The organism is Marinimicrobium koreense, from assembly GCF_003762925.1.
In the GTDB taxonomy this organism is placed as follows: domain Bacteria; phylum Pseudomonadota; class Gammaproteobacteria; order Pseudomonadales; family Cellvibrionaceae; genus Marinimicrobium; species Marinimicrobium koreense.
This window is the reverse complement of sequence record NZ_RJUK01000002.1, coordinates 186,943-213,547: the sequence shown is the minus strand read 5'-3', so window position 1 is coordinate 213,547 and position 26,605 is coordinate 186,943. Positions and strand designations below refer to the sequence as shown.

Here is a 26,605-nt window from a genome sequence, read left to right as displayed (position 1 = left end):
ATGGCCGATCGCCCTCAGGATATTGATGACTACCTAGCGCTCTTCCTCTCGGACACGCCAATGATCGATACCCGTGCCCCGGTGGAGTTTGCCAAAGGGGCGTTTCCCGCAGCCGTCAATCTGCCGCTGATGCTCGATGACGAACGGGCCCGGGTGGGCACCTGCTACAAGGAGCAGGGCCAGGATGCGGCCATTGAGCTGGGTCATCAGCTGGTGCAGGGTGATATCAAAGCCGAGCGGGTAAAGGCCTGGTTGGATTTTGCCCGTGCGCACCCCGACGGCGTGCTGTACTGCTTCCGGGGCGGCTTGCGTTCACAGATCTGTCAGCAGTGGCTGCGAGAGGCCGGCTGCGACTACCCTCGGGTCACCGGCGGCTACAAAGCACTGCGCTGGTTTCTGATTGATCAGATGGAGCGAATCTGCCGGGAGCACCCCCTGATCGTATTGGCCGGACGCACCGGTGTGGCGAAAACCGACCTGCTGGTCCAATTGCCCCAGAGTGTCGACCTGGAAGGGCGAGCCAATCACCGCGGCAGCGCTTTCGGACGTCGGGTGGGCGGCCAGCCCAGCCAGATCAATTTTGAGAACGCCGTGGCCGTTGATCTACTGCGCTGCCACCATCGAGCACCGAATACGCCGATTCTGGTGGAGGATGAAAGCCATCTGATCGGTCGCTGCGTGTTACCCATGCCACTGAAGGAGGCCATGGAGCGCGCCCCGCTGGCCCTGCTGGAGGTGTCGCTGGAAGAGCGGGTTGAGCACACCTACACCAACTATATCCTGCGCAAGCTGGCGGAGTGGTCCGAGGATCAGGGCGAGGAAGCCGGTTTTGAACGCTTTGCGGAGGACCTGCGGGTGTCCCTCGGGCGCATTCGCAAGCGCCTCGGCGGCGTGCGCTACGAGGAAATGGCGCACCTGTTGGAGCAGTCCCTTAGTGCGCACTGCCGGGGTGATCCGAAGCTGCATCGAGTCTGGATTCGCCGTCTGCTGGAGGATTACTATGACCCGATGTACCGCTACCAATTGAGTAAAAAGTCCGATCGAGTCGTGGTTCGCGGTGGCCCCGAGGAAGTATTCGCCTACCTGGCCGAGCACTACGGTATCGAACGCCGGCCCGACACCCCGCGATGATCTGAATCGGCCTCGGGCGCGTTCTTAACCGGACCCCTTACCGGAAAGGTTCGAACGCCCATGACTCAGGTCAGACTGATTCTCGGAGATCAACTCAACGCCTCCCACTCCTGGTTCCAGTTGCCGGATGACGACGTGCTGTTTGTCATGGCCGAGCTGCCCCAGGAAACGGCCTACGTGGTGCACCACCGCCAGAAAGTACTCGCGTTTTTTGCCGCCATGCGGCGGTTCGCCTCGGCGCTGGAGCGGGCGGGCCACCGGGTGCGCTATTTCACCCTGGATGACAGTGCCGCCTACGCGGACCTGCCCGAGTTGCTTCGCCGTGTATTGAACGAGACGTCGGCGGAGGCGTTCGCCTACCAGTGGCCGGATGAATACCGACTCGATCAACAACTGGCCGACTTCGCTCGTACGCTGGACCTTCCGGTAAGTGTCGCGGACACGGAGCACTTTCTGACCGCCCGGGACGCCTGGGAACACTACTCGACCCATCGCATGGAGTATTTCTATCGGGCCCTGCGCCGTGAGTATCAGGTATTGTTGGACGATGATGGCAAGCCCCTGGGCGGACAGTGGAACTTCGATGCCGACAACCGCGCCCGCCTGCCGCGCGAAGCGGCCCTGCCGGAGCCCCTGGTGTTTGCCACCGATGTCACCGACATTGATCAGATGCTCGATCGTCACGACGTGCAGACTCTGGGGGTGGCGGACCCGAGTGCGTTACTCTGGCCGGTAAACCGGGCCCAGAGCCGGGAGCTGTTGCAGTATTTTCTGAAGCATTTACTACCGGCCTTCGGCCGCTACCAGGATGCCATGACGCCGGATGGGTGGAGCTTGTACCACAGTCGTCTGTCGTTCAGCCTGAACACCAAGATGCTGCATCCGCTCGAAGTGATTCGCGCCGCCGAAGCCCACTGGCAGGCGAACCAGGCGCAGATCACCCTGGCGCAGGTGGAAGGCTTCATCCGGCAGATACTTGGCTGGCGAGAGTATGTGCGGGCCCTGTACTGGCACCATATGCCGGACTATCGCCAGCGCAACCACCTGTCCGCGCAGCGCCCGCTACCGGACTACTATTGGACCGGAAAAACCGACATGGCCTGTATGGCCCATGCGATCGGACAGTCCCTGGAGTACGCCTACGCGCATCACATTCAACGCTTGATGGTGACCGGAAACTTTGCGCTGCTTGCCGGTGTTCATCCGGATGTACTGGACGACTGGTACCTCGGTATCTACATCGATGCCATCGAATGGGTGGAGCTGCCCAATACCCGGGGGATGAGCCAGTACGCCGATGGCGGTTTGATGGGCAGCAAGCCTTACGCCGCCTCCGGGCAGTACGTCAACAAAATGAGCCATTACTGCAAAACATGCGCTTACGATGTGAAAGCGAAATCTGGGGAGGGGAGCTGCCCGTTCAACAGTCTCTATTGGCACTTCCTGAACCGTCACCGGGACCGCCTGGGCGATAACCCGCGGATGAAGCTGGTGTATGCCAACTGGGATCGCCAGGCGCCAGCCCAGCGCAAGGACGTGTTGGCAACTGCCGAGGTCTACCTCGCCCGGCTGAATACCCTCTAAGTAGGACTTGTGAGGCAGAGCCAATCGTGGGATTATATGGAAACAATTCTCATTTATATTGGGCGATTGAGGCCCACCTGTAACGCGACGAGGAGTTGCCAATGAAACTGACCCGAGCCCTATGCCTACTGCCACTGTGCGCCCTGTTGTCCTGGCCGGCCCTGGCCGATGACCCGGTAGACCACTATGCGGGCAAGCCCTCGGAGACGCTTGAAGAGGCGGTCAAAAACTTTACCGAAGGCAATGCCCGTCTGCGCGAGCTGCTGTCCGGCGAGGTGAGTAATCAGGATATGGCGGATATTCACGAGCTCAGCTACACCATTGAAAATGCGGTGGCCACCCTGCGCCGCGAGATGAACGTGTTGGCGGTGGTGCTGGAGGACGTGCACATTGCCTCCGAGCGTTTCAACCAGGATACCGTCAGTGCCAGTGGCCGGGCGTATCTGGATATGGCGAATACCCTGGAAACTCTGGGGCAGGCCGACTGAAAACTGGTCCTGCTCCGGCCATAAAAAAACCGGCCCTGTCCCTGGCCGGTTTTTTTATGCGAGCAGTCAGCACCAGCGATGCGCCGACTGCGTATTGCGTTCTGTTAACGCACCCGACGGCGGGCCCGGAATAGCGCAAACAGACCAGTCATGAGCAACAACAGGGAAGCCGGCTCGGGAACACTGGCGGTGGTCACTGTCAGCAGGTTCTGGGAGTTGCCCGCCTCCAGCAGGTGGAAGTCGTACTTGCCCGTTGCCAGATTGGTGTCGCTCAGAGTGTTCAACCAGTTCTGGGCGGTAGTGCGGGCGCCAGAGAAATAGTCCGACTTGAACGCGTTACTGGTCATGCTGTAAGCGCTGTTTGGCCATTCGTTGATGATTTCCCAGAGCGCGAGCTGAAACGCGGCTCCGTTGTACTTGCTGGTCTGCGCATCGTCGTAGTAGTTGGAGAACAGGCGATTGATGTGCGACCCGGCCGTTCCAAAATAATCCATCAGGTTGACACCGCTGTTCACCGTGTACTGGGTGGCGGTGGTTTTCAGCGTGGTACCGATTTCCACACAGAACGCACTCAGACCGTCATCCCACTCGGCGATGCCGCTGGTGTTGTTACTGGTGGAGAAGTCGAACTCACCCGCGTAGACGTTCGGTGTGCCGTACGACGAGTAAATGCGGCCCGTCGGAGCGCCTTCAGCGGCCAGATTGTTGTCGTATTTCAGAGTAATGGAAGCCGCTTGGGTGGCTACTGAAGCGATAGTCAGTAAGCCGGCGGCCATTGCCAGACGCAAAAAATGGATCATTTTCATAGCAGTTCCCGTGCACTTGTTAGGTTGAGGCTGACCAGAGCTGATGTCGATATCTTCAGCGCTGGCGAATCACAACCCTGTTTAAGCAGGAAGTGCGCCAGAAAATAAAAGTTATTTTAAAACAATAGGATATGAGTTTTTTAGGCTCTTAGGTAGAGTCTGGTTGGTGGTCTCTGTCAAGTTCTTCGACTGCTTTGCTCCGGCCACAAAAAAGCCCCGTCACCGGGGCTTTGGAGAGTGTTCCACGACGCTCAGTAATCAGAAAGTGTATTCGATACCGACTGAGGCGGTTTGTGGCTTGTTGGGTCGAGGGCCGAGCGGACTACGGGCGATGATTACCTGTTCGTCAAACAGGTTTTCCACTTTCAGGTAAACCGCCGTGTCGCTGTTCAGGTCGTAGCGTGATACCAGATCGACGGCGAACAGTGACTCAGTCCGATCCTGCTCATCGCCGGAGCGGTTGCAACCCAGGGACACGCAGGTCTCGTCCATGAACTTGGCGACCGCATAGTTCCGCCAGCCGTTGTTGTTGTCCAGCTCGACCCGCAGGCTGAGCAGGTTTTCCGGAATGCTGGCCAGCTCGTCACCGTCCCGAGCACCGCTGACGGCGTTGTCCGCACTCACTTCCGCCTGGGTGTGGGTGTAAGTCAAATGCACCGGTACGGAGAAGCGGCCCCACTCATAGGTGTTGCTCAACTGGAACTCCAGGCCGGCGACCACCGCCTCACCGGTTGTAAAGGTGCCCGACTCGGCGCCATTGCTACAGGGTGTCGCCATGGAGCAGTTTTCGGTCTGGTTGGAGAAGTCGCTATAGAAACCGATCACTTCGGCAAACAGCTGATCCTGTCCGAAACGGACACCAGCTTCAAAGTTGGTACTGGTTTCTGGCTCCTGCTGTTCGGTGGCGCCCCCGCCCAGGGGCGAGAAGCCCTTGTGAACGCCCGCAAGCAACTGCCACTGATCGGAGAGGTCGTAAGTCAGCGACACGCCGGGCAGCCACTCCTCGGAGCTGTTGCTGCGGTAGCTGGGTTCGTCCGAGCGCTCGGGCGTACTGTACTGGTTGCGATAGCTGTCCACGTCTTCATAGCGCAGAGCCAGGTCCAGTTTCAAGGCATCGGTCAATGACCAGGCATCGGTGACCCAGAAGGACAGCGCCTCGGCGCCTTCCAGACGATTGTCGCCGCCGGTGGGCTCGATTATCCGATCGAACACCAGACTGCCGTTGATCTGATCGTAAATTTCCACCGGCTGGAAGCGGTCCATTTCATCTTCGTGCCGGCGCAGGCCGACTTCGATCTGGTGATCGTTCAAGGCAATGCGCGAGTTGACCTCAACGCCCTGAGATTCGTACACCCGATTGTTGTGCTTGTAACCGAGGTCCTCAGCGTCCTGTTCGCCGCGCAGCACAGCCAGCGCCGCCGCATCACCGTTATTGGCCTGGTCCACCAGGCTGGTGCCCAGCTTGAACCAGTCCCGGGCAAACTCATTGTGATACCCGATGACGTTCAGAGATACGGTATCGCTGACCTTAAACTGGTAGTTGGCGCTGAAGCCTTTGTGGCTGTTGTTCATCTGGTCGATGCTGGAAAGACCATAGCGACGATTTGGGTCGGCTGCGAAATCCTCATCGGTCAACCCCAGATAGGTTTCGTTGGAGACTTCTTCGGAATATTGAGCCTTGATGCCCAGCGCGTGGCGATCACCGGTCCAGCGGGCCTTGGCCACATAATCCGCAATGTCAAAGCCGCTGTCGCGGTTACTGCGATCGATGTGTTTAAAGCCTTCGTTGCTGCGCTGAACCGTCTCAAGTAACCAGCCAAAGTTGCCATTGGTTTCACCGTAGTGCAGGTGGGTGTCCTGCTGATTGTTTTCGCCCAGAGTGGTCTGGACCTTGCCGCCACTGGTTTCCGGGATCGGAGTGCTGACCAGGTTGATCACACCACCCGTGGTCTGTGGTCCGTGGCGCAACAATGGCGCACCTTTGAGTACTTCGACGGCGGACATACGGGCGGTGGTGGGGAAGTAATAGGCGGCCGGATTGGAATAGGGAGCCGGCGCCATCAGGATGCCGTCTTCCATCAGGGTGACTTTGCTGCTGCGCTCGGAGGAGGCGGCGCGGATGCCGATGTTCGGGCGCAGACCGTAGCCCTCTTCCTCCTGAACGTACACGCCCGGCACGGTTTTCAGGACCTGGTTGATGTCGGTGACCACCTCAATCTGCATCTGCTGCGGTTCGACGACGGCGCTGGAGCCGGAGACCTCCCGAGCTTCCACTTGCGTACCGATGATCCGGATGGTCTCGAGCTGGGGCAGGGTATTCAGTGCCAGGTCCTGTGCAAAAGTGGGCGCTGAGATGCTTGCAATGGCAAGCGACAAAGCCGTGGAGCGTTTCAACATGAAGCTATCCTTCCGAGTGATGATGATCTTGAGGGCGAGCCTCGCGCTGGGGGCGAAGGTCGACGCTCAACAGTGAGTGTGGTCGCTAAAAATAATGAGATTGACTATCAATTACGTAAAGGAAATCTATCATGAATAATAACAATTCTCAATAGTGGAATGAGAAGAGTGTGAGTCATGCGGGGGCTGGCAGGGGAGGGTTCAGGGGGTCAGGACCGTGATCTGCATTTCCCCCAGCAGCCCTTCGAGGTGCTCCAGGTACAGGCGCTGGCGCGATAGCGCCGGTGCTTCCTGATGCGCCTGCCAGTTGGCAATAAAGCGTTCCTGGTATCCTCGGGCGCGCTCGAGGTTCTCGGTGGCCTGGGCCTGGGCGTTCGCCCGGAGCGCGCTGATGTCGCTGCGGGCTCTGGCGAGTTGGGTGTTGCGCTCTCCGGCGCTCTCCTGAATCAATTTCTGTTTCTCGGAGCGAGCTCTGGCCACGTCATCGAAGGCCGCTTTGATCGAAGGTGGCGGTTCCAGGCGGCGCAGTTGTACCGAGGTTACCCTGAGTCCCAGTGCCAGGGACTCGACGCTACGCTGCAGGTCGAGTGTCAGTTGATTCTGCAGTCGGGTGCGCCCGACGGTCAGCAGGGGGTCAATGGCGTGGGCGCCGATGTAGGCGATGGTATGGGCCCGGGTGAGCTGTTCGAGTAGTGCTTCCGGCGCTTCGGCGCTGTCCAGATAGCGCCCGGGGGAACCGATGGTGTATTGCACCAGTAGCGCCATGTCCACCAGATCCTCGTCGCCAGTGGTCAGCTCCGGTTGCAGTTGTGCCGGCGCCGAGGCGGAAAAATCCAGCTCGAGGGTTCTCAGGGTCGTCGCCGGCACCGTGCGCACGGACTCCACCGGCCACGGCCAATGGTAGTGCATGCCGGGCAGCACCTGATCATCCACCAGTTTTCCAAACCGCAAAATGACGCCGCGCTCTTCGGTGCCCACGGAATAAAATCCGCTGAGTACATACAGCGCCGGCAAAAGCACCGCCAGGCACGTGATCAGCAGTGGGCGAATCTGGTGGAAAATATGGCGGATATCCTCGTGCAGGGTCACGGCTGGTCGAACTCCGGTGGGTTGAACAGTAAGTCGAACAGAGGGGACTCCGCCGAGAGTACCAGTCGGGTTTCCTCACCCAGAATCTGGTTGTAGGCTTCCAGGGTACGTATGAAGCGATAGTAGTCGGCGTTGGTCTGATAGGCGTCGGCGTACCGTCGGGCTGCCTCGGCTTCGCTCTGCCCGATCAGTGCCTGGGCCTCGCGCTGCGCCTGGGCGCGCATCTGTCGGACCTCCCGCTCGGTTTCCGCGCGCAGCGTGGCGGCCTGCTCCTGACCCTCAGCCCGGTACTGTCGGGCAATACGATCGCGCTCCGATTCCATACGCTTGTATATCGCCAGCAGGTTCTGCTTGGGAAAGCCGAACCGGTTGGGCCGCACGGTCACCACTTCAATGCCCAGTTCCCGCTCGGCAATGCGGTTGGCGGAGCGGCTGATCTGCTCGAACATCTCAGTGAGCTGAAAGTCCTGCTCGTTGAGGGTAAAAACCTGAGTGATCGGCCGGGCCGCCAGGGCTGCACCGATTTCCGAACTGGCCAGGCTGCTAAGGCGCTGCTCGGCGGTGTCCATGCTGCGCAGACTGGTGAGGAATTGGCCGGGATCCACAATGCGCCAGACCACAAAGGCACTGACCACGAGGTTGCGCCGATCGAGGGTAACCAGCTCCGTGGGCTCAAGCGATAGCAGTTGCTGGCGTTTATCAAAGAACACCGCGGTTTCGATCGGATCCGGCCACTTGAAGGCCAGCCCCGCCTGATGAATGGCTCGGGTGGGTTTTCCGAATTGCGTGACCATGGCCATGTGCGTTTCCGGGACTACCAGCGCCGAGCTGATGCCCAGGTAGCCCAGCAGAACCACAACGGCGAGTGTCCAGAGCAGTTTTTTCACGGCGTTATTTCCTGTCGTCAGTCCCCAGTAGACTCTGGGGCCCCCAAAGTCTGATGTCGTCGGCCTTCAGGGCCGGGTCGGTCAACCACAGGCGGCGGCCCTGGAGTGTGTCGGTGGTGTGCTGCAAATGTTGCTCGAAGCCGATCGCGCTGCTGTTCTCGCGATACACCTCGGCCAGCGACAGGAAGCGTTCCACGTCGCCTTCGGCCTGCAGAATCCGCTCGTTGGCTTCCGCACTCACCCTGGCCTTCTGTTGCGTGCGTTCGGCCTGGGCCATCAATCGGTCGTGAATCTGTTGTGCTTCGGCACGGGTCTGATACTGGCGCTTTTCCTGTTCCGCATTGAGCAGATCGCGGTAGGCGCGTACCGCGACCGCCGGTGGCTGGGCCACCAATACCTGGGCGTCCACAACCTGGATGCCAATGCCGAGCGCCCGCAATTGCCGTTGGGCCCCACTGGCAACCCGCTCGGCAAAGTCGTGCTGGCCATGGCTTAATAAATCAAAAAACAGGTGGCCGGCGGTTTCTCTCCACAGAGCCGCCTCGGTGGTGCGGGTGATCAGTCCCGGCAAGTCCTGGATCAGCAGCGTCATTTGTGCCGGGTTGTCGATGCGGTAGTGCAACGCGAACTGCAGGTCGATGAGATTCTCGTCTTGCGTGACCAGATAGTCGGTCACATCTTCATGAGCCTGCGGTGTTTTGATTTCCCGCCACAGCGCCCCTTGACGGTCCTCTTCGGGCAAGGTGTGGCGGCTGCCAACCTGGGCGGTGTAGACCAGTCCGTGGTCAATCCGCTCGAGACGGTCTACGGGCCAGGGCAGAATCAGGTGCAGCCCCGGAGTCAGGCCGGTGTTCACCGGGGCACCAAAGCGGCTGTGAATGCCGGTGTATCCAGCGGGAATGGTGTGGACGCCGGTGCTCAGCCAGAGCGCCAGCAGAGCCGCAATCGGCAGCCAGCGGAATTGATACAGAATGCGAGCCAGCCGTCGCCCCAGTCGGGCCAAGGGCTGGCTGAACGAGCGTCGGGCCAGCCATTCCAGTGCCGGCTCCAGCAGGGAAATGGGATCCAGCTCCTGCCGGTAGCGAAGGCCCTGGATGCCTGAGATCAGCAGCTCAATCCCGGCGACGGCAATCAGCAGGGCAATGATCAACGCGACCGGCTCGTCAATATTGATACCGACCAGCAGCCCCACCAGCGAGGCCAGTACGGCGAAGGTGGTGAACAGGTCAATTTTGCTGTGATAACCGTCGGCTTCCAATGCCGGCGAATCGGTTTCCTGGCCCACATAGGTTTTCAGCCTGGCCATGAAATGCACCAGGGCGAGAATCACCAGCACACCGAGAATGCCCGCCCAGAGGAAGCGCACATCCTCGGCGCTTCGGGCGTTCAGTTCCAGCAGAATTTCCACCGGAATGTACAGAATCAAGAGGGCAACCGCGATGGCCAAGAGCGATTCGAGCATCCGCGCCTTTTGTCCCGCCTGCGCGCCTTTGCGCTCCTGACGAAAGCGGATGATCAGACTGACCAGAAGCACCAGTGACACCACCAGATCGGTGCCCGAGTGATAGGCGTCGGCGAGCAATGCTGCGCTGCCGGTGAGCAGAGCCAGCCCCACCTTGGCGCCGGTCAGTAGAAGGTCCGCCCCGATTGCGATCAGCGAGGTGCGTATGCGTCGATCACTGAGCATCACGATATCATTCCTGCCAGGACCAGTAGTCTTCGGTGGAGGTGTCTGGCCAGGCGAGGCGAATGTCCCACTGATGCCGGTGTTCGGGCTCCAGGGGCGGGGTACTTGGGTCGACACTCTGGAAGACATTGGTGGCCGGTTTGATGGTCGCGTCCCGGCCGAAGATATAACTCTGCTCCTCCACAATGGCCCGGTAGGCCTTGTTAAGCGCCAGGGCCCGTTCGCGCGATGGTGTGATCAGCTCATACAGGTTGCGTACCGAGGTGACCTTCTCACGGTTGACCCGGCCGTCCGGGTGGAACCAGCGCTCGAGCATTTCCTCGTTCTGCCGGAACTCATCACCGCCACCCACACGCTCCAGGTACTGCAGGAATTCCCCTTCGTACTCGCCCAGGCTGGGCGTATCCTGCTGGGTGGTCAGGTCGATATAACCCCAGCCGTCTGCTCCAGCGACCTTGCGCGGAAACGCGAAGGTGTGGTCTATGGAGGTGCCGACACTTTTATGACACCCCATGCAGAAAAACTGTTCTTCGTGATGCTGTTTGCGCAGGGTACCTTGAGCGTCTTCAATAAAGCCCCAGAGCCGCCAACCGAATTTGTTGTCCATGCCCCGGTCGGCGTGGTCCGCCACCCCAGGCAAATTGCCAAAGTGTTTTTCCTTGGCTTCCATATAGTAGCTGCTGGTCAAACTGGCGGCGGGACGAAACCGGTCTTTCACCATGTAGCGTACCTCTTTCATACGCGGTGCGTTATAAATGCGACCGCTATCGTCCACCCCGAGGTAGCGCACGGTGTGCAAAAAGGCCGTCCCCTCCGGGTACAGCATGTGGGTCAGTGGTACTTCACTGGCATCACCCAGGTAAAACGGACGGTGGCGGATGCGGTGGCTGGCAACACTGAGCACGCCGTCGCCGTCGAGGTCGATATCCAGCGCCGCTTCGTTCAGGGGCGGAGTGTCCAGCTCCTGTGTACCGGTAACGGCCATTTCCAGCAGGCTGAGGTTGGCGAAGTACACATCCCGGGAAAACTGCCCGTCGATTTCAGAAAAAGCCGCTGGCAGGCGGATCATGACATCGTCGGTGGAGCCGTTGGTGGGCCAGAAGGTGCTAGGCAGGGGCTTGTAGTTGAAGGCAACCCAACGGGAACCATCCTTGGCCAGCCCGTGTTCATCAAAGGCGTCCGCACCTCTGTGGAGGTCCTCAATGATGGCTTCCTCGCCGGACCACTGATCCGAGCGCATCCACTGAATTAAGTCGGTGTAGTTGTCCTGGTGAACGTACTCAATGATTGCTTCATCGGAGACTTGCTCGATGTAGGGGCGTCGGTCCTTGAACAGATTCTGCCAGTGATTGCGTTCGCCAAATTCAGAAAAGGCGTAGCTGCCCTGAAGAAAACCGTCGTGCATCTGGTTAGGGCGGCGGTCGCCATAGGTCTGATGGCAGGTGTAGCAGGGGTTATGTCGTCCGTCGGTTTTGGTGTAGCACTGGGATGGAATGGGGGCTTCGCGGTTGTAGGCTTCTCCCGCGTGCAGGTAATCCTGTGCGTTGACGCCGCCTTGTTGCACCGCATCGGCGGCAAACTCAATGCTTGAGCTCGGTTTGTCATGATTTACTGGCGGCGTGGAGTCGCAGGCACTGAGAAGTATCAGCACTGCACCAGTGATAAGTCCGTAACAATATTTCATCGTGAAATCAGCGCCCCAAATTCAGAGAGCCGTATGGTAACCATCGGAGTATGAACAGCGTGTGACAGAGCGAAAAAAGGGGTGCGAAAATCGCACCCCTTTGAGCCGACCGCGACGGCGGGTCGGATCGTTATTGCTGTGTTTTAGTTATTGATCTTGGGGTCATACATCCACAGGGTGTTGTTGGTCTGGAAGCCGTCTTCACCCAGAAGGATGCGACCGTCGTCCAGAACAATCACGTTGTCCGGCTGGGATAGTGCGTTGACATCGCAACGCTCCGCGCCGTCGGCGGTGGAACGATAAGTTGAACCCATAACAACCGGTTCAATGCGATCGACATCATATCCGGGGAGCAGACGCATACGATAAACACCACCGCAGTCTTTGACGCGTGCTGAAAGGCGAATATCACCCTCGTCGTCCACCATGCCGTTGTCCATATCGGCAATGGCAAAATAGACGTAGGCGTCTTCAACGACTTCATCAGGGATCAGGTCGGTGCCTTCCACGGCCTCTTCGGCGCGCTTGTGATTGACACTGATACCTTCGAACTTCTGCCACTCGGCGGTTGCGCCTTTGGCGCGGGCCGCTTTGCGTGACTCCAGAAACGCGATGCGATCGTCCATGGTTTCGCCCGCCGTCACCAGACCGCCAAAGGTGTTGGCGTCGGTGTAACCAGCGTCGATCGCTGGCTGGTAAGCGGTATCGTAGCTCGGATAGTTGGCGTCACCGTTCGCCCAGGCAATGGCGTCGGCATCGCTCAGGTAGCTGCTCTTGCCTTCCACATAGTCGTCGCTGCCAATGCCATCGTATTCGGCGATCCAGGTTTCGATCTCGGTGCTGTTGCCACTGGCCAACTCGATCCATTCGATATCGAAGCCGGTGGTCAGCGGTTCGCTGCTGCCAGCGTCTTGAGTCAGTTTGGCGGCGAACAGGGTGCCCGCGCTCAGATCGCCCGGCTGGTCGGCCACGAACTTGAAGAACACACCGCGAGAGTTGTCCTGGGACAGATACACGGTGCGCTCGTCTGGCATGACGATGGAGTTTTCATGCTCGTAGCGACCCATGGAGTAATGCTTGACCGGAACCGGGTTGGCGCTGGTCGGTTCGGTGATTTCCACAATGTAGTGGTAGCGGTAGGTGTTCGGGAATTGGGCCGCGTCGTTGGCGGTGTTGACCGACGAATCAATGTAGCGGGCCAGTGCGGTTTGCGATGAGCCCTCACCGGCGCGCTCGGGGTTGTTCCAGCGGTGGGTGTTATCGCCTTCATTACCCCACTCTTCGGATGTCAGCGGCGTACCCCAGGGAGACATGGAGCCGAAGCAGTTGGCGATGGTACCCCAGTCGCCAAAGTCGAGCATCATCACATCGGTGTTGTCGACCGACCAGTGACCGCTGTTGGCATCCTTGTTCAGTTTGATGCGGCTCATGCCACCGGGAATGGATTCCCAGTTGGTGAACAGGTAGCCCTCGTTTTCACCGGTGGCCAGGTAGCCATTGAAATCCGGCATGTCGCTTTCGACACTGACGGTGGTGTCGTCTGTGGCCAGCACGTGGCCCAGCCCTTGAGAGAGTGCACCACCAAAGTTGTCGCCGGTTTGTCCGAGTACCTGGTACTCACCGTAGGCGACCTGAATGGTTTCCTGTTCCTGCTGAGTGCGCGGTACGGGCGAGGAAATCAGGTTACGCGGTAACTGATGTACGTTAACCCCACGCACGACCCCGACGGTGCCGGTGTGAAAGGTTTTGCCGTCGGCGTCCTGGGCGGTGTTGCTGCCACTGGGGTGCTGGGCGTTAAAGAACAGGTCGCCGTCCTCAGTCACATAAGCGCCGGTCACTTCCGCACCCAGTGGCACGGTGGCCAGCCGAGTCAGGCCGGGTGTCATCAGACCGGCGCCAATGCCGTCTTCGCCGTCAGTACCGTCTTGCCCGTCGACGCCATCCTGACCATTCTGGCCATCGGCTCCGGCCTGACCGTCAGCACCGTCCTGTCCATCGACGCCGTTCTGGCCATCGACACCGGCTTCGCCCTGCGGGCCTTGTTCGCCGGCCGGACCCTGCTCGCCGTCATCACCGCTGCAGGCGGCCAGGGTGGAGGCCATGGCAATCAGAGCCAACAATTGTCCTTTTTTACTCAGCTTGAACATCATTGTGTTACTCCCGTTATTTGTGGGGTTATCTTCAAATTCGGCGCCCGCAGGCTTTCAGAATGGAAAGCGATGCTTTGGCGGACGCGATAACGTTAAACGGGAAATATGACGGTTGGCGGGAATAAAAGTGACAGAAGGGTGAAGTTTTGATGAATTGTGATCAGCGCAGGCTCCGGCCCATTCGGGCCGGAGGTTTGACATGATGACTGTGGTTATGACGCGACGAATGGGCTACGGGTGAGAATCCGGATTTCGCCCTTGAGCGTTTTGTGCACCGGACACTTGTCAGCGATGTCCAACAGCCGTTGGTGTTGCTCGTCGCTCAGCGAGCCATCATAGCGGAGCTCCCGGTGAATTTCGCTGATCATGCCGTCTTTGGCTTCACAATCCTGGCAGTCCTCGGCGTGGACGCGCTCATGCCTGAGACGGACTTCCAGATTCTCCACTGGCAGCTTTTTGTGATTGATGTACATGCGCAGCGTCATGGACGTGCAGGCCCCCAAGGACATCAATAGTAGATCGTAGGGGTTGGGGCCCTCATTGCTGCCGCCCTTGTCTTTCGGCTCGTCCGCCTGCCACTGGTGGTCGGCGGTGTACAGCCCGCGCAGGAAGTGTGCATCCTGCTCGGTAATCAGCACTTCGCCGGCCTCGACGCTGGGGCGGTCGTGACTTTGCGCCTTGACCGGCTCGAGTTTCAGGTAGCGACTGGCCCAGGCGGCCAGAGTGAGCGCGACATAGTCGGCATCGCTCTGATCGCTGAGCAGGTGGTCGGCGTCGTCCAGCGAGACGAAGCTTTTGGGGTGTTTGGCGGCCTGGAAAATTTTTGCCGCTTCATCCACGTTGACCACCTGATCCACAGGGGAGTGGAAAATCAGTAAAGGTTTGCGCAGGGCGCCGACGGTTTCCTCCAGTGGCCAGTTCTCCAGGTCCTCCAGCAGTTCCGCTCCCAGCTCAAAGGTGCGCCCGGCGATGGTCACTGGCGCGCGGCCTTCCTGGCGGATGTCGCAGGCCTGATCGGCGAACAGGTGTTCGACGTGCTTGGGGGACGCGGGGGCGGCGATGGTGACTACCGCCTGTACCGATTTCAGCCTTCGAGCCACCGCCAGAACGGCGGCGCCGCCCAGGCTGTGGCCGATCAGCAGGGCCGGAGCCTGGTGCTCTTCGCCGAGAAACTTTGCGGCGGCCTCGAGGTCCGACACATTACTCGAAAAGGTGGTATTGGCGAAATCGCCCTCGCTACTGCCCAAGCCGGTGAAGTCAAAGCGCAGCACCGCGATGCCCTGATCGGCCAGGGTACGGGCGATGCGGGTGGCGGCGATCACGTCCTTGCCGCAGGTAAAACAGTGGGCGAACAGGGCGAAGGCCTTGGGGGTGCCGCTGTCGGGCAGTTCCAGAGCGCCGGCCAGGGTATGGCCCTCGGCGTTGGTAAATTCGACTTTCTGGCGTGGCATGGAACCTCCATTCTGGAATTGAGCGATCAGCGCGATGGTCAAACTTACGTTAGAATACCTTAATATAAAACCCGGTTACGAGAACCCACGATAAGAGAACCTTCCGATTCATGACCCTATTCAATAAAGTCAGATCGTCGTCAATCGCACGTTTCCTGCCCTGTGGGGCATTGCTGGCCCTGCTCTTGGCCCCGGTGGTCCTGGCCGAGGAAACCCCGGACCCCGAGAGGCTGAGGCTGGCCTCGGTCAGTGCGGCGGTGGCTCCTATTGGTGCTGAAACCCCGTTCTACACCAAACGTGCCGACTGGAGCATGCCCATCGCATCGGTCACAAAGCTGATGACCGGGCTGGTGGTCCTGGAATCCGGCGCGTCTCTGAATGAGTGGTTGACGGTCGAGGAGCGTCATTTTCCACCGGCGGCCAACGCCTTCTCCCGCCTGCGTCCCGGATCTGAAGCCCAGCGCGGCGATCTGTTGCGTATTGCCCTGATGTCCTCGGAAAACTATGCCGCCTATCTGTTGGCCCGCCATCACCCCGAGGGCTATGACGCCTTCATTGAGGCGATGAACGAGAAGGCCCGCTCCCTTGGCATGACCCGCACCCGCTTTGTCGACTCCTCGGGCCTGTCGGATGACAACGTCTCCAGTGCCGGCGATCTGCTGAAGCTCGCGCAGGCCGCCTACGGAAATGAAACCCTTCGAGAGCTCAGTGCCGATGGGCGCCACAGTGTGCGCTTTCGCAAGCCGGGCTACACCCTGCACTTTGGTAACACGAATCCGCTGGTGCACAGTGGTCGGTGGGATGTGGATCTGACCAAAACCGGTTACCTGACGGCGGCCGGGCGCTGTCTGGTCATGGTGACGGAAATGAATGGCGAACCGACCGCGGTGGTTCTTCTGAACTCTTTCGGTACCCGCACGCCCTTGGGCGATGCCGGTCGGATCCGTCGGTGGATCGAAAACGGCACCGCCAGTACCGTGGCTCAGGCGGCGTTGCGCTACGAACAGGAAACCGCCGAACGCTTGAGCGGGCAGCAAGTGGCGGAAAGCGGTGCCGCTCAATCGCCTTGACCGCCGCCGGTGTCGGCTCGATACCAGCGCTCAAAGCCACCGTCCGGTGGCTTTTTTGTTTGTCTGGCTATTTGGCGTCACAGTTTTTATTCTACGCCAAAGGGGAATAAAACCCGCCCCGGTACGTTGTCTGGAATATGAGGCCTGAATGACACTGGATTTTCGTTCGCAGCTGGTAGCGCTGTTGCCGCGCCTGAGGCGGTTTGCCCTGGGCTTGACGGCCAGTCGGGACGAGGCGGATGACCTTGTACAGGCCGCCTGCGAAAAGGCGTTGGTCAAACAGGATCAGTGGCAGCCGGACACCCGACTGGACTCCTGGCTGTACCGGATCATCCAGACCCAGCGGATTGATCACCTGCGCCGTGCAAAACGCTCACCGGTCAGCGTGCCGGAGAACGCTATGCCGGACTTGGAAGATGCCCAAAGTGCCGACCGGGCTGAGAACGAAGACCTGCTCAGGCACACCCTGAAAGCCCTGGAGCAGTTGCCCGAGGAGCAGAGGGCGGTGATGCTGCTGGTGGTCGTTGAAGGCCACTCCTATCGGGAGGTGGCGGAGCAACTGGGGATTCCACAGGGCACGGTCATGAGCCGTTTGGCGCGCGCCCGCCTGCGAGTGCAGGAGCTTCTGGCTCCCACGGAGCAGGCAAACGAGCAGCCTTGAGCCATAAGCAGCCTTGAGCCGAACCACAAGGCAGCCTTGAGCTCAACCACAAAACAGGACAGCACAATGAACGACGCCGATTTTCAACTGATTATGGCCTATTCCGACGGTGAGGCCGGACCGGAAGGCACGGCCCGGGCCGAAGCGCTGCTGGCGGACAGTGCCGAAGCGCGCGCAGCGCTCGCGCGTTTGCGCGCCTTGGATGATCGGATCAAAACCAGCCTGGACGGTGTTCTGAACGAGCCGGTTCCAGAGCGGCTGACCCGTGCCGCTACGGCGAAGTCCCCCGCCCGGGGACGCCTGCTTCGGTTCCCGGGGCGTCTGGGGGTGGCGCCGTCTCACTGGGCCATGGCCGCGTCGGTGGTCGTGGCGCTGAGCGCGGTTCTGTTCTGGGCGACAAGCCCAGAACCGGATGCCGAGGCCATGCAGCGGTTTGTTTATCAGACCCTGGAGCAGACCCCGAGCGGTGAGCGCCGAACGGACGCTGATCGCGGCTGGCAGGTAATGCCGCTGGCCAGCTACGAGACCGCCGAGGGCCGATGGTGCCGCGAGTACGCCGGGCGAGTGGGCGCCGATACGTTGTCGGGGCTGGCCTGTCGGGTCGACGGGGAAGAGTGGCAAACCCTGGTGTCTGAAACCCACGCCGTGCCGGAGGGCTATCGGCCCGCGGCCGGACCCACGGATACCGTGGCGGCAGTACTTGCGGGGCTGCAGGCCGGTGAGCCTTTGACCGAGGCGGAAGAGGCGGCCCGCTTGCGCCGGGCGGGGCAATGAGGGCTGTGACGGCCGCCGCATGGCGTCCCCGGTCCGGTTGGCTCGGTGCCACTGGACTCAATGTCATGGCTTCGTGCCTGCTGGGCTTTGCCGCTTCGGCGACCCTCGCCGAGGAGTCCCCGTGGAATACCCTGCGGGACGCAGTGGATCTGTCGGTGTCGGCCGGTGCACGCCACGAAGACAACCTGGTGGTCGAGGAGTTGGATTCGGTGTCCCGGGAGTCGGGTTCGGCCTGGGTCGGCTCGGTGGACCTTGACCTGGAACAGGGGCTGGGCGGCGGGCGCGAGATCGGTGCCGGATATTTTATGGAGCAGCGACGCTTCGACCAGCACCCGGATTATGACCTGGATCTTCACTATGGTTACGGCAACCTGAGCCAGCGGTTGGGGGCGGTGCGTTGGACCACACGCCTCGATGGCAGCATTGCCTATTTGGGCGGCGAGCGCCTGCTGGAGAACCGGCAGATCGCCCTGGAGGCGTCCCGTTTGTTTAACCGCGTCTGGTATCTGCGCGGGGAGCTGGCGTTCAAACAGACCGATTTATTGCAGGCACCAGAGCGCAATAACGACGATACCCGGGCGCAGTTCGCGGGCTATTATTTTCTGGACGGAACGGCGCACTACCTCAGCGCCAACTACCGGTTCAATGCCAAGCGCGCCGAACAGTTCCGGTTTGATTATGACGGGCACCGGTTTGGTGTGTTGTATAACCGTCGCCTTTCAGACTGGGCGACGCTCAAGCTGGATTGGCGCTACGAGGAACGGCAGTACCTCAGTGGTGCCTCGACTCCCGCCAGTGGCCAGCGCCTGGATGAGCGTGAGCGGTGGCGGGCGCGCCTGGAAATCCCGATGGGTAAGCGGTTGGAGCTTGAGTTGCGCTATGAGCATCGGGACTATGGCTCCAATCTCGAGAGTGTGGATTACACCGACAACCGCCTGGAAGCGCGCTTTACCTTTGAGCTGCTTTGAGGCGGCGGGCCTCAGGGGGAGGCCGGCGTTATCAGTTGGCTTTTCCCCGGCAGTCCAAGGCCGAACAGCGGGTCCTTACCGGGTTCACCCAAATCCACCGTGTCCTCACTCAGCGCTTGAAGCGCCTGCCCCGGCGAGCCGGTATGGGCGAGTTGCCGGGCCAATAGGGCAGTGACCACTGGCGAGGCAAACGAAGTGCCGGATACCCGGGTAAAACCATCCTCTCCTGAAGCGACGGTCAGGTTGACGCCATAGGCGGCAAAATCCAGGTGATCACCACGCACCGCATAGGGGTAGAGGTCGAGCGCCCGGTCGACGGCGGTCACCGCCACCACGGTGGGGTAGGCGGCCGGATACTGCGGGTCGGCGAGTGGGCCGGCATTGCCCACGGCGGCAACGGGCAGTATGCCGCGGGATCGGATCTGTTCCAGAACGGTTTCCAGCGTCTGATTCGCGGGACCGGAGAGGCTGATATTGATAACCTCCACCGGCCGGGACGCCAGCCAGTCCAGGGCCGTAATCAGGGTCTGGGTGGTAGCAATAGAGCCGTACTGGGCCTGTTCGGAAAATACCGAGGCAATGTATAGCTCGGCATCGGGTACCAGGCCCTCCCAGTCTTTAGTTCGCCCCACCAACAGCGATGCAACGGCGGTTCCGTGCTCCAGATCCCGGAAAGAGGGGCGTGCGGCGAAGGCTTTCTGTTGCAGGCGCGCACGGGCAAACGCAGGGTGTCGGGTATTCACCGGTCCATCCAGCATGCCAATGGCGGTACCCGAACGGGAGGGCGCGCCGGGGCAGTAAAGCGCTGACAGGGTCAGGGGGGCATCGGGCGCGGTTGTCGGGCCCTGGTGGTATTCGTAGCCGTGGTTAAAGTCGACCGACAGCCCCGGATAGCGTTCGCGCAACTCGGTGCGAAGTGCTTCCAGCGGCACGTCGCCTTTGACCTCAAAACTTCCCAGATTGGTTCCCAGTGCAGAGAGCGGCCGTCGCTCTCTGAGGTCCAGTGCCGGGTGGCGGCTTAACTGTTCCAGCAACTCGTCGTCCGCCAGCACCAGCATTTCGTTGCGGACGATGAGGTCGCCGGTATTGAGCTCGATCAGGCTGTCCAGATCCTCTTCCAGCGCGTCCAGCAGCCGCTCCTCCAGAGCGTCGGCCAGTTCATCGTCCTCATCGAAGCGATCGTCCAGGTCATCATCGTCCAGCTCATCCTCGAGGTCGTCAATGTCGTCGAGCTCGTCTTCCCAATCATCCTCGTCCAGTCGATTTTCAGCGGCTTCCTCCGCCAGGTCTTCGGCAAGGTCCTCGGCGTCGTCATCCAGGCTGTCTTCCAGCTCATCTTCGGCCGCTTCTTCGGCCAGCTCCTCGGCGAGGTCTTCCGCATCGTCGTCCATGGCGTCCTCGGCAGCGTCTTCTGCAAGATCATCCAGTTCATCTTCCAGTTCGTCGTCGAGTTGGTCCTCCAGGTCATCTTCCAACTCGTCTTCGATGTCATCATCCAGATCGTCCAGCTCGTCCTCAAGGTCTTCAAGCTCATCGTCGATGTCGTCGTCCAGTTCATCCAGGTCGTTGTCATCAACCTGGGCCAGATAGAGTGTCTGGGAGGAACTGGTGAAGGAAAAGGGCGAGTCCGCCTGAACCGTTCCGGCACCCAACACAACGCCCAGCAGACTGGCGAGTAGCAGGCGAGGGCTGGGTAGGAGACCGTTTGCAGGCATGGTTATGGGCTCGATTCACGTCGAAGGGGGGAAGCAGAATAGAGCAGGGACGACAGGTTTGGCAATCGATGGCAAAGTGCCGGGCCCTTTCCCTGTGGCCCGGCGAGTGGTTACGCCTTATGACTCGGCGCTGTCATCATCATCCTGATCGTCATCTTCCTGGTCATCATCGTCCTGATCGTCGTCTTCATCTTCATCGCTGTCATCGTCCGAATCGTCATCATCGTCACGATCGTAGGTGGTTTCGACGTCGTCATCCCAGTCGAACTCCACTTCCTCGGCAATCAGCAGACCGTCAGAGCAGGCGGCGGCATTGTCTTCGTCGCTCTCGGCTTCGATCACCGCACCGCCACTGAGGGTCGTGAAGAAGCTCGCCCGGCCGAGGATGCTGTCGTCGTCATCGCCAAAGGCGTCATCGTCCACAATGCTGGCGGTATCGATGGTCACACCCAGGATGGTGAAGGTGCCGGCGGAGGCATCAATGCTGTCGGCGTCTACCGGGCCGCGCAGGGAACATTCCTGATCGTCCTCATCGTCATCGCGTTCGATCCGGGTCCAGGTAAGGGTACCGTCTTCGGCGAAATAACCCCGGGCTTCAATACTGTCGCCCGCTTGCAGCCGAGCCATGAAGTCTTCCGGGTTGAGGCGATCGCCGTCGTCCTCATCGTCGTCTTCCACCCGGCTCAGGCCGGTGGGGGTGACGGTCACGCCCAGGCGGGTGGTGAAACTGGTGGCGCCGACGGTTTCGACCCGATCGGAGATCTCCACATTGTTGTTCCACTCGCGCTTGATGCCATCGTCATCGGTGTCGATTTCCAGGCGGCCTTCTGCGTTGAAGGATCCCTCGATTTCCACTTTGACGCCCACCAGGCTGACCAGCGCACTGGCGTCTGCCATGGGAATCACCACCCCGTTGATGGTGACGCTGTTCGGGGTGCTGTCGGTATCGACGGCCTGAATGATGCCTTCGATTTCGAACTCACCTTCGCGCTCATCGTCATCGTCCCAGCGATCGTCTTCGCGTTCGATTTTACTGGCCAGCAGACTGCCGTCGGCCTGAACCTCGCCTTCGACTTCTACAAACCAGCCGTTGCTGAGCTCACCGTCTTCGATGTCATCGTCCAGGGCGGACAGGTCGTAATGAACCAGCAGATCCCGGATCATGAAGGTGCCATTGGTGGTGTCCAGATTGGCGATGACCCCTTTGACCTCCGCTTCGTTGTCATCGTCGTCGCTGTCGTCGTCATTCTGGTTGAGACGTTCCAGACGGGTGGCAATAAAGCCCTCTTCCGTCGGGAAGCCGCTGACCTCGACCACCACGCGGCCCTGGCTGCTGTCCAGGTCGTTCAGGTCAATGCGTCCGTCCATATTGGCGTCGGCAATGTCGCTGCTCAATACCGTGTTCGCATCCACGGTCACGGTCTGACCGAGTACCACCAGGGTGCCCTGGGTGGGGTCCTCGGCGTTGGGGGAGACAGAACTGACCGGCCCTTTCAGGTCTTTGTCGAACATCACGCGGGTAGCGCGGCGGTCGTCTCCGTCCTGTTCTGCTTCGATCTCGACCCGCATGCCCAGGCGAAGATCGTCTTCGGACATGCGGCCTTCGCCTTCAAACTCAATCTCGGCGTTGGCGGTGTCGTAGCGCACCCCGTTGACGTAAACGCTGCCAAACCCGGTAATGACACCGGAGGAGATGACTTTGTCGCTTGAATTGTTGCCGCCGGGGTTGTTGGCGTTCGGGGCGGAATCACTGCTGCCGCCGCCGCAGCCTGTCAGAGCCAGAGCGATGGATGTGGCCAATGCACTTTTTTTCAGATGTTTCATGGCGAGACCTCTTCGTCGTTGATCGCATTACCAAGGCGGCGTGGCGCCACCTTTCCGTGTGTTTCATTAGCGACAACGCTTGGCGCCGGATTTTATTCCCTCGAGACGGATCGGTTTCTCAAAATGTGCAGGGCGTCACACAATATTGGGGGTTGGTGATGGCTTCGCTCACAGAGGCTGGAGCGTCTGGGTCAGTTGGGTCTCATGGTGCTCGCCCGGAATATCGGTTTTCCGCCAGCGTTGGCGCTCGCGGACGATCAGGTGACCATCCAATACCTGATAGTGTTGGGTGGACTCCTCCCGGTACTCGCCGCGGATGACAAACAGCAGGCTTCCTTTGGCATGAAGGTTGAGACGGCTGGCCAGGGGCATCCCGGCGTCGTCCACCCAGACTTCCAGGGTGGAGTGGAACTGTTTGACGTATTTTCGGGCTCGCTCGTCGAGCACCGTTTTGTCCCGGTCAAAGATCAGACGGCGGGCGGGCTGGCCCTGCCAGCGGTCGGTGACGAGGGTCCGAAAGCTCGAGCGTTGGATTTCCCGGCGCAGCGGGGCGGCGGCATTCAGAAGCGGGCGAACCTCGTTCAGGTCCAGGCGCCACATGAAATCAGTGGTGGGGGTGCGGGCATCCGGGTCCTCCAGTAGGCGGTTCGCTTCGGCATCGAGCCGATCCAGCAGTGGCCAGCCGTAGGTCACGCTGATGCCATCAGTGCCCCGGTTGATGACCGTGTTCACCGACACCTCGACTTCCTCCCGGTCGTCGCCTTTGCCCTCGGCACGCCAGAGCGCCGATAACAGTTGTACGCGAACGGGGCGGTTGTGCTCCAGCTGGTCGAGGGTCTGGAGCAGGTCTTCCGGCTGCGAAGCGCTCGCGGGTAGCGCCATCAATAGAGCGGAGGTAAGCCCGCTCAGCGCAAGAGTGCGGCGCAGGAATCCGGAAAGCAGCGGCATGTGTCATCCCTCAAAAACGGTCGTAGGTCGGTGAGTACTATACGACGCTTCGACTCCAAACCGTGAAGAAAGCTCCTTTGATATAGTGACGGTATGAAAGACCTGATCCGCCAATTCGGTCGCCTGCGTCTTTTGGCGCTGGTGCTGACCTATCTGCCGCTGACCGCGGTTCCGGTGGCCGGCGTGGTCTGGCTCTGGCAAACGGGGTACCTGGCCTATTGGTTGTTGCTGTTGGCCATTTGCGGCGGCTGTGCGCTGATGCTCCAGCTGTGGCTGGCGCGCACCGACAAGCGCCGGATTCCGGACGCGCGCACCGGTCCCAGCGGCCACTGGTCCACGACGGCCGAAGGCGCCTGGACCCAGGTGGAGGCTCTGGCGCAGAGCGCGGACCCCGCGGAATACGCCCTCAGCGACGGTTCCGCACTCTGGCTGCTTGGACAGCATGCGCTGGAGCGGGTGGCCGGGCACTTTTTCCCGGATAAGGAGCGGCCGCTGCTTGAGCTGACGGTACCCCACGCACTATTGATCATCGAGCGCGCCAGTCGTGAGTTGCGTCAGGAAATTGTGCATACGGTACCCTTCAGCCATCGCCTCAGCCTGGGCAACCTGGTGCGGGCCCGGCGCCTGCAACAGACCGCCACGCGCTACCACAATGCGTTCCGCATGGGGCGGGCGTTGATCAGCCCGACGAGCGCACTGTACCAGGAGTTCAGCCGCGCCGTGGGTGGCCATATTCTGGATTACGGCAGCGAGCGCATGCAGCGCTGGTTGCTGCAGGAATATGTGCGCAAAGTGGGGTTCTACGCTATTGAGCTGTACAGCGGAAACCTGTTGCTCAGCGGCGAGCTGATCGCCGGCACGGGGCAGCCGCTGCAGGTCCTGGTGCTCGGCCCGGCCGGCAGTGGTAAAACCAGCCTGCTCGAGGCACTGGCCGGCGGCCAGTCCGACATCAACCCGAACGCCAGTGATAAGTGGATCAACGCCCACCGAATCACGTCACCGGTCTGGGGCGAGCTCGAACTGTGGGATACCCCCGCGTGGCCAACATTGCCCCGGCGCCGAGCGCGCGCGGCGGTGGCAGCGGCCGATCTCATCATCTGGGTCAGCGATGCCGGCGCCGAGGGTATGAAAGACGATGCCGAGCAACTGGCGCGACTGCAACGCTGGTTGGGGCGCCGCGCCGGACAGCCGGAACCGCCACTATTGGTGGCCCTGACGCACCTGGAGCAGCAGGGAGAGGCCTTTTCGTTGGCGGTGGTGGCAGAGCAACTGTCGATTCCGGCCGAGCAGATCATTTCTCTCTCACTGGCGGACCCACACTCTGAGCAGGCCCGAGAGCCATTACAGGCCGCCTTCAACCAATACTATGCCCAAGCGGAGCGGTGCCACTACTGGCGATACCTGCACCGGCGCCGCCAGGCGGAGAATCGAGAGTTGTCGGGCCGTCAGTTGCGTGGTGCCGCCGGCACGGCGTGGCGCGCGGCGCGTGGGCTGTTTCGTCAGGGGCCCAAGGAGTAAGCCGACGCAGAGCCACCCATAAAAAACCCCCAGATCTTGCGATCTGAGGGTTGTTTATTGGTGGAGCCGGGGGGAGTTGAACCCCCGTCCGCCGATACTCCGCTCTTGGCTCTACATGCTTAGTTTCCGTTTATTGATTTAGCCTCTTACAGCCCAACGGGCAGGACGTAAGACGCGATCCTGTTTAGGTTTTAACGGATCCGCCACAGGCGAACTTCACCGCGATCCAGTTCTATTTGACAGTCAATAACGCGGTACTGGCACCTTGCTATTGACCGCTAGCAGGTTCTTAGGCTGCTAGAGCGTAGTTGTCGTCGTTGGCAACTATTAAGTTGCAGCTTTGGATTAACGTGATTGGCTGCCATCACGACATGCACCTTGAGTTTCGTCACCGGCGTCGAATCCAAATCGGCCCCTTAAAGGGGAATTTGGTCGCGTCGGGCAGAGTGCCAGTCAAGCTGGCCGAACTCGAACCCTGCGATTCATGAGACTACCGGAAAAGCCGGAAGTTCCAGAATTGGGAGCATTGTAGGGCCGTGTGAGGGGTAACGCAAGGTCGCATTACCCCCAAGACGGCCGCTGTCGCCTTCTTTCCTGAATCAGTCTCTGGTTTCGGTGCGGGTCACATCGGCGCTGATCTCCGCAACGACGCGGCGGTTCTGCTCGCGGCCGCTGGCGGTGTCGTTATCGGCGATGGGGCGCTCCTCCCCATAACCAACCGCCTCTACCCGGTCTGCGGGCAAGCCAAAGCGCTCAATCAGCACGTCACGGACCGCGTCGGCGCGGCGCTGGGACAGTTGCTGGTTGTAGGCGGCGGCGCCGCTGCTGTCGGTGTGGCCCTCGACGGTGACCCGGGTCTGGTCGAACTGGCGCATAAAGTCGGCGACCTGCTGCACTTCGGGCATGAACTGCTCCCGAACCTCGGCGCTGTTGGTCTCAAACTGCACCTGCATTTCGATGGAGACCGACTCGGTCAGCTCAACCGGACAGCCCTGATCGTCCACCCGGTATTGGCGGGCGGTATTGGGGCAGTTGTCCCGGTGGTCCGGCACGCCGTCGCGGTCGCTGTCCAGGGCGCAGCCGCGGGCATCGACGCGGACCCCTTCGGGCGTATCCGGGCACTGGTCCCGGTTATCGATCACCCCGTCGTTGTCGCTATCCTGTGGTGTGGTTGGGGCGGGCGCGGTTGACCGAGCGGGGCGGTCGTCGTAACCGAACAGGAAGCTCAGGCCGGTGCTGATGGCGAAGTCGGTGTGTTCGGCATCCAGGTTGTTGAACAGGCGCATATCGGTGCGCCACAACCAGCGTTTGGACAGTTGGTATTTGACCCCGACACCGGCATTGATCAGGGTGTCGTTCTGGGCGCGGGCCAGGGTGGGGCCTGACAGCTCCTGGTCGCCAACGCCGAAGGCGAAATAGGGGCGGGCGCGCTGGTTGCGATCGGCCAAGTGATAGAGCGCGTCGAGGCGATACTGTTCGCCGTCGATATCCACACCGGTTTCACTCTGCTCGGTATCGAATTGCGAGGCCATCAATTCCAGGCCCCAGCGTTCGCCGAGGTTCATTCCCAGGCCAAGCTGATAGTGACCGGTGTCTTCCAGTGGGGTGTCAAATACCGTGCGCCCCAGGCCACCATGTAGCTCAAAGGTGGGGTGGTGCAGGTCGTGGTCGTCAGCGTGGGAAAGCGGTGTGGCCGCGAGAGCCAGTGCCGTCAGCGGGATTCCAAACTTAAGTGCCATTAATGTCTCTCCTGAGTGATTCCGTGGCAAGTGA

The 26,605-nt window shown here is 60.6% G+C and carries 20 protein-coding genes and 1 other RNA gene; 8 read left to right on the top strand and 13 right to left on the bottom strand.

Features of this window, described 5'->3' with window-relative positions; genetic code table 11:
* The 3 genes from mnmH (at position 1) to EDC38_RS13455 (ending at position 3,203) form a co-directional block, all read left to right on the top strand.
* Positions 1-1,131 carry a tRNA 2-selenouridine(34) synthase MnmH gene (gene mnmH / locus EDC38_RS13465; RefSeq protein ID WP_123639097.1) on the top strand — a complete coding sequence of 377 codons (1,131 nt, stop codon included), beginning with the start codon at positions 1-3 and terminating at the stop codon, positions 1,129-1,131.
* 60 nt (positions 1,132-1,191) lie between these two features.
* Entirely contained in the window at positions 1,192-2,715 is a 1,524-nt protein-coding gene (locus EDC38_RS13460; RefSeq protein WP_123639096.1) for a cryptochrome/photolyase family protein, read from the top strand.
* A gap of 101 nt (positions 2,716-2,816) precedes the next feature.
* On the top strand, positions 2,817-3,203 hold the full coding sequence (locus EDC38_RS13455) for a DUF6746 family protein (RefSeq protein WP_123639095.1): 387 nt from the start codon (positions 2,817-2,819) through the stop codon (positions 3,201-3,203).
* Positions 3,204-3,307: 104 nt separating this feature from the next.
* Here the strand turns inward: EDC38_RS13455 and EDC38_RS13450 are convergent, their stop codons facing one another.
* The 8 genes from EDC38_RS13450 to EDC38_RS16580 form a co-directional block, all read right to left on the bottom strand.
* A complete protein-coding gene (locus tag EDC38_RS13450; protein ID WP_123639094.1) occupies positions 3,308-4,009 on the bottom strand; it encodes a PEP-CTERM sorting domain-containing protein in 702 nt (233 codons plus the stop codon).
* Positions 4,010-4,267: 258 nt separating this feature from the next.
* Positions 4,268-6,406 (bottom strand): TonB-dependent receptor family protein, encoded by a 2,139-nt coding sequence (locus EDC38_RS13445; RefSeq protein WP_211331135.1) that lies wholly within the window; start codon positions 6,404-6,406, stop codon positions 4,268-4,270.
* A gap of 201 nt (positions 6,407-6,607) precedes the next feature.
* A complete protein-coding gene (gene hflK / locus EDC38_RS13440) occupies positions 6,608-7,495 on the bottom strand; it encodes an FtsH protease activity modulator HflK (protein ID WP_123639093.1) in 888 nt (295 codons plus the stop codon).
* The gene (gene hflC, locus EDC38_RS13435) at positions 7,492-8,382 is read right to left on the bottom strand and encodes a protease modulator HflC (protein ID WP_123639092.1); all 891 of its coding nucleotides are present in this window, start codon (positions 8,380-8,382) and stop codon (positions 7,492-7,494) included. Before hflC ends, hflK begins: the two co-directional genes overlap by 4 nt.
* 4 nt (positions 8,383-8,386) lie before the next feature.
* On the bottom strand, positions 8,387-10,069 hold the full coding sequence (locus tag EDC38_RS13430) for a protease modulator HflK family protein (protein WP_170162931.1): 1,683 nt from the start codon (positions 10,067-10,069) through the stop codon (positions 8,387-8,389).
* Positions 10,070-10,076: 7 nt separating this feature from the next.
* Positions 10,077-11,720 carry a hypothetical protein gene (locus EDC38_RS13425; RefSeq protein ID WP_246004441.1) on the bottom strand — a complete coding sequence of 548 codons (1,644 nt, stop codon included), beginning with the start codon at positions 11,718-11,720 and terminating at the stop codon, positions 10,077-10,079.
* A 176-nt stretch (positions 11,721-11,896) separates the two neighbouring features.
* Positions 11,897-13,903, bottom strand: coding sequence for an alkaline phosphatase PhoX (locus EDC38_RS13420; protein ID WP_123639089.1), 2,007 nt, complete (start codon positions 13,901-13,903; stop codon positions 11,897-11,899).
* A gap of 212 nt (positions 13,904-14,115) precedes the next feature.
* Complete coding sequence (locus EDC38_RS16580; protein WP_123639088.1) at positions 14,116-15,354, bottom strand: bifunctional alpha/beta hydrolase/OsmC family protein; 1,239 nt, start codon at positions 15,352-15,354, stop codon at positions 14,116-14,118.
* A 110-nt stretch (positions 15,355-15,464) separates the two neighbouring features.
* Here EDC38_RS16580 and pbpG point away from each other — a divergent pair, with 110 nt between their 5' ends.
* The 4 genes from pbpG (at position 15,465) to EDC38_RS13395 (ending at position 18,827) form a co-directional block, all read left to right on the top strand.
* Entirely contained in the window at positions 15,465-16,424 is a 960-nt protein-coding gene (pbpG, locus tag EDC38_RS13410; protein ID WP_123639087.1) for a D-alanyl-D-alanine endopeptidase, read from the top strand.
* Positions 16,425-16,572: 148 nt separating this feature from the next.
* Positions 16,573-17,085, top strand: a complete 513-nt coding sequence (locus EDC38_RS13405; RefSeq protein ID WP_123639086.1) for an RNA polymerase sigma factor — start codon at positions 16,573-16,575, stop codon at positions 17,083-17,085.
* Positions 17,086-17,151: 66 nt separating this feature from the next.
* Positions 17,152-17,859, top strand: coding sequence for a hypothetical protein (locus EDC38_RS13400; protein WP_123639085.1), 708 nt, complete (start codon positions 17,152-17,154; stop codon positions 17,857-17,859).
* 65 nt (positions 17,860-17,924) lie between these two features.
* Positions 17,925-18,827, top strand: a complete 903-nt coding sequence (locus EDC38_RS13395) for a hypothetical protein (protein ID WP_123639084.1) — start codon at positions 17,925-17,927, stop codon at positions 18,825-18,827.
* A gap of 11 nt (positions 18,828-18,838) precedes the next feature.
* Here EDC38_RS13395 and EDC38_RS13390 read toward each other — a convergent pair whose 3' ends face one another.
* The 3 genes from EDC38_RS13390 to EDC38_RS13380 form a co-directional block, all read right to left on the bottom strand.
* The gene (locus EDC38_RS13390; RefSeq protein WP_123639083.1) at positions 18,839-20,542 is read right to left on the bottom strand and encodes a S8 family serine peptidase; all 1,704 of its coding nucleotides are present in this window, start codon (positions 20,540-20,542) and stop codon (positions 18,839-18,841) included.
* A gap of 117 nt (positions 20,543-20,659) precedes the next feature.
* Positions 20,660-22,366 carry a DUF5666 domain-containing protein gene (locus EDC38_RS13385; protein WP_123639082.1) on the bottom strand — a complete coding sequence of 569 codons (1,707 nt, stop codon included), beginning with the start codon at positions 22,364-22,366 and terminating at the stop codon, positions 20,660-20,662.
* A 168-nt stretch (positions 22,367-22,534) separates the two neighbouring features.
* A complete protein-coding gene (locus EDC38_RS13380; RefSeq protein ID WP_123639081.1) occupies positions 22,535-23,314 on the bottom strand; it encodes a hypothetical protein in 780 nt (259 codons plus the stop codon).
* 93 nt (positions 23,315-23,407) lie between these two features.
* Here EDC38_RS13380 and EDC38_RS13375 point away from each other — a divergent pair, with 93 nt between their 5' ends.
* Positions 23,408-24,832: a GTPase gene (locus EDC38_RS13375; protein ID WP_123639080.1), complete on the top strand. Its 1,425-nt coding sequence runs from the start codon at positions 23,408-23,410 to the stop codon at positions 24,830-24,832.
* A gap of 58 nt (positions 24,833-24,890) precedes the next feature.
* On the opposite strand, the gene ssrA is transcribed toward EDC38_RS13375, so the two are convergent.
* Positions 24,891-25,248: a transfer-messenger RNA gene (gene ssrA, locus EDC38_RS13370) on the bottom strand.
* Between the two features lie 183 nt (positions 25,249-25,431).
* Positions 25,432-26,571: an OmpA family protein gene (locus EDC38_RS13365; RefSeq protein WP_123639079.1), complete on the bottom strand. Its 1,140-nt coding sequence runs from the start codon at positions 26,569-26,571 to the stop codon at positions 25,432-25,434.
* Between the last annotated feature and the right edge of the window lie 34 nt (positions 26,572-26,605).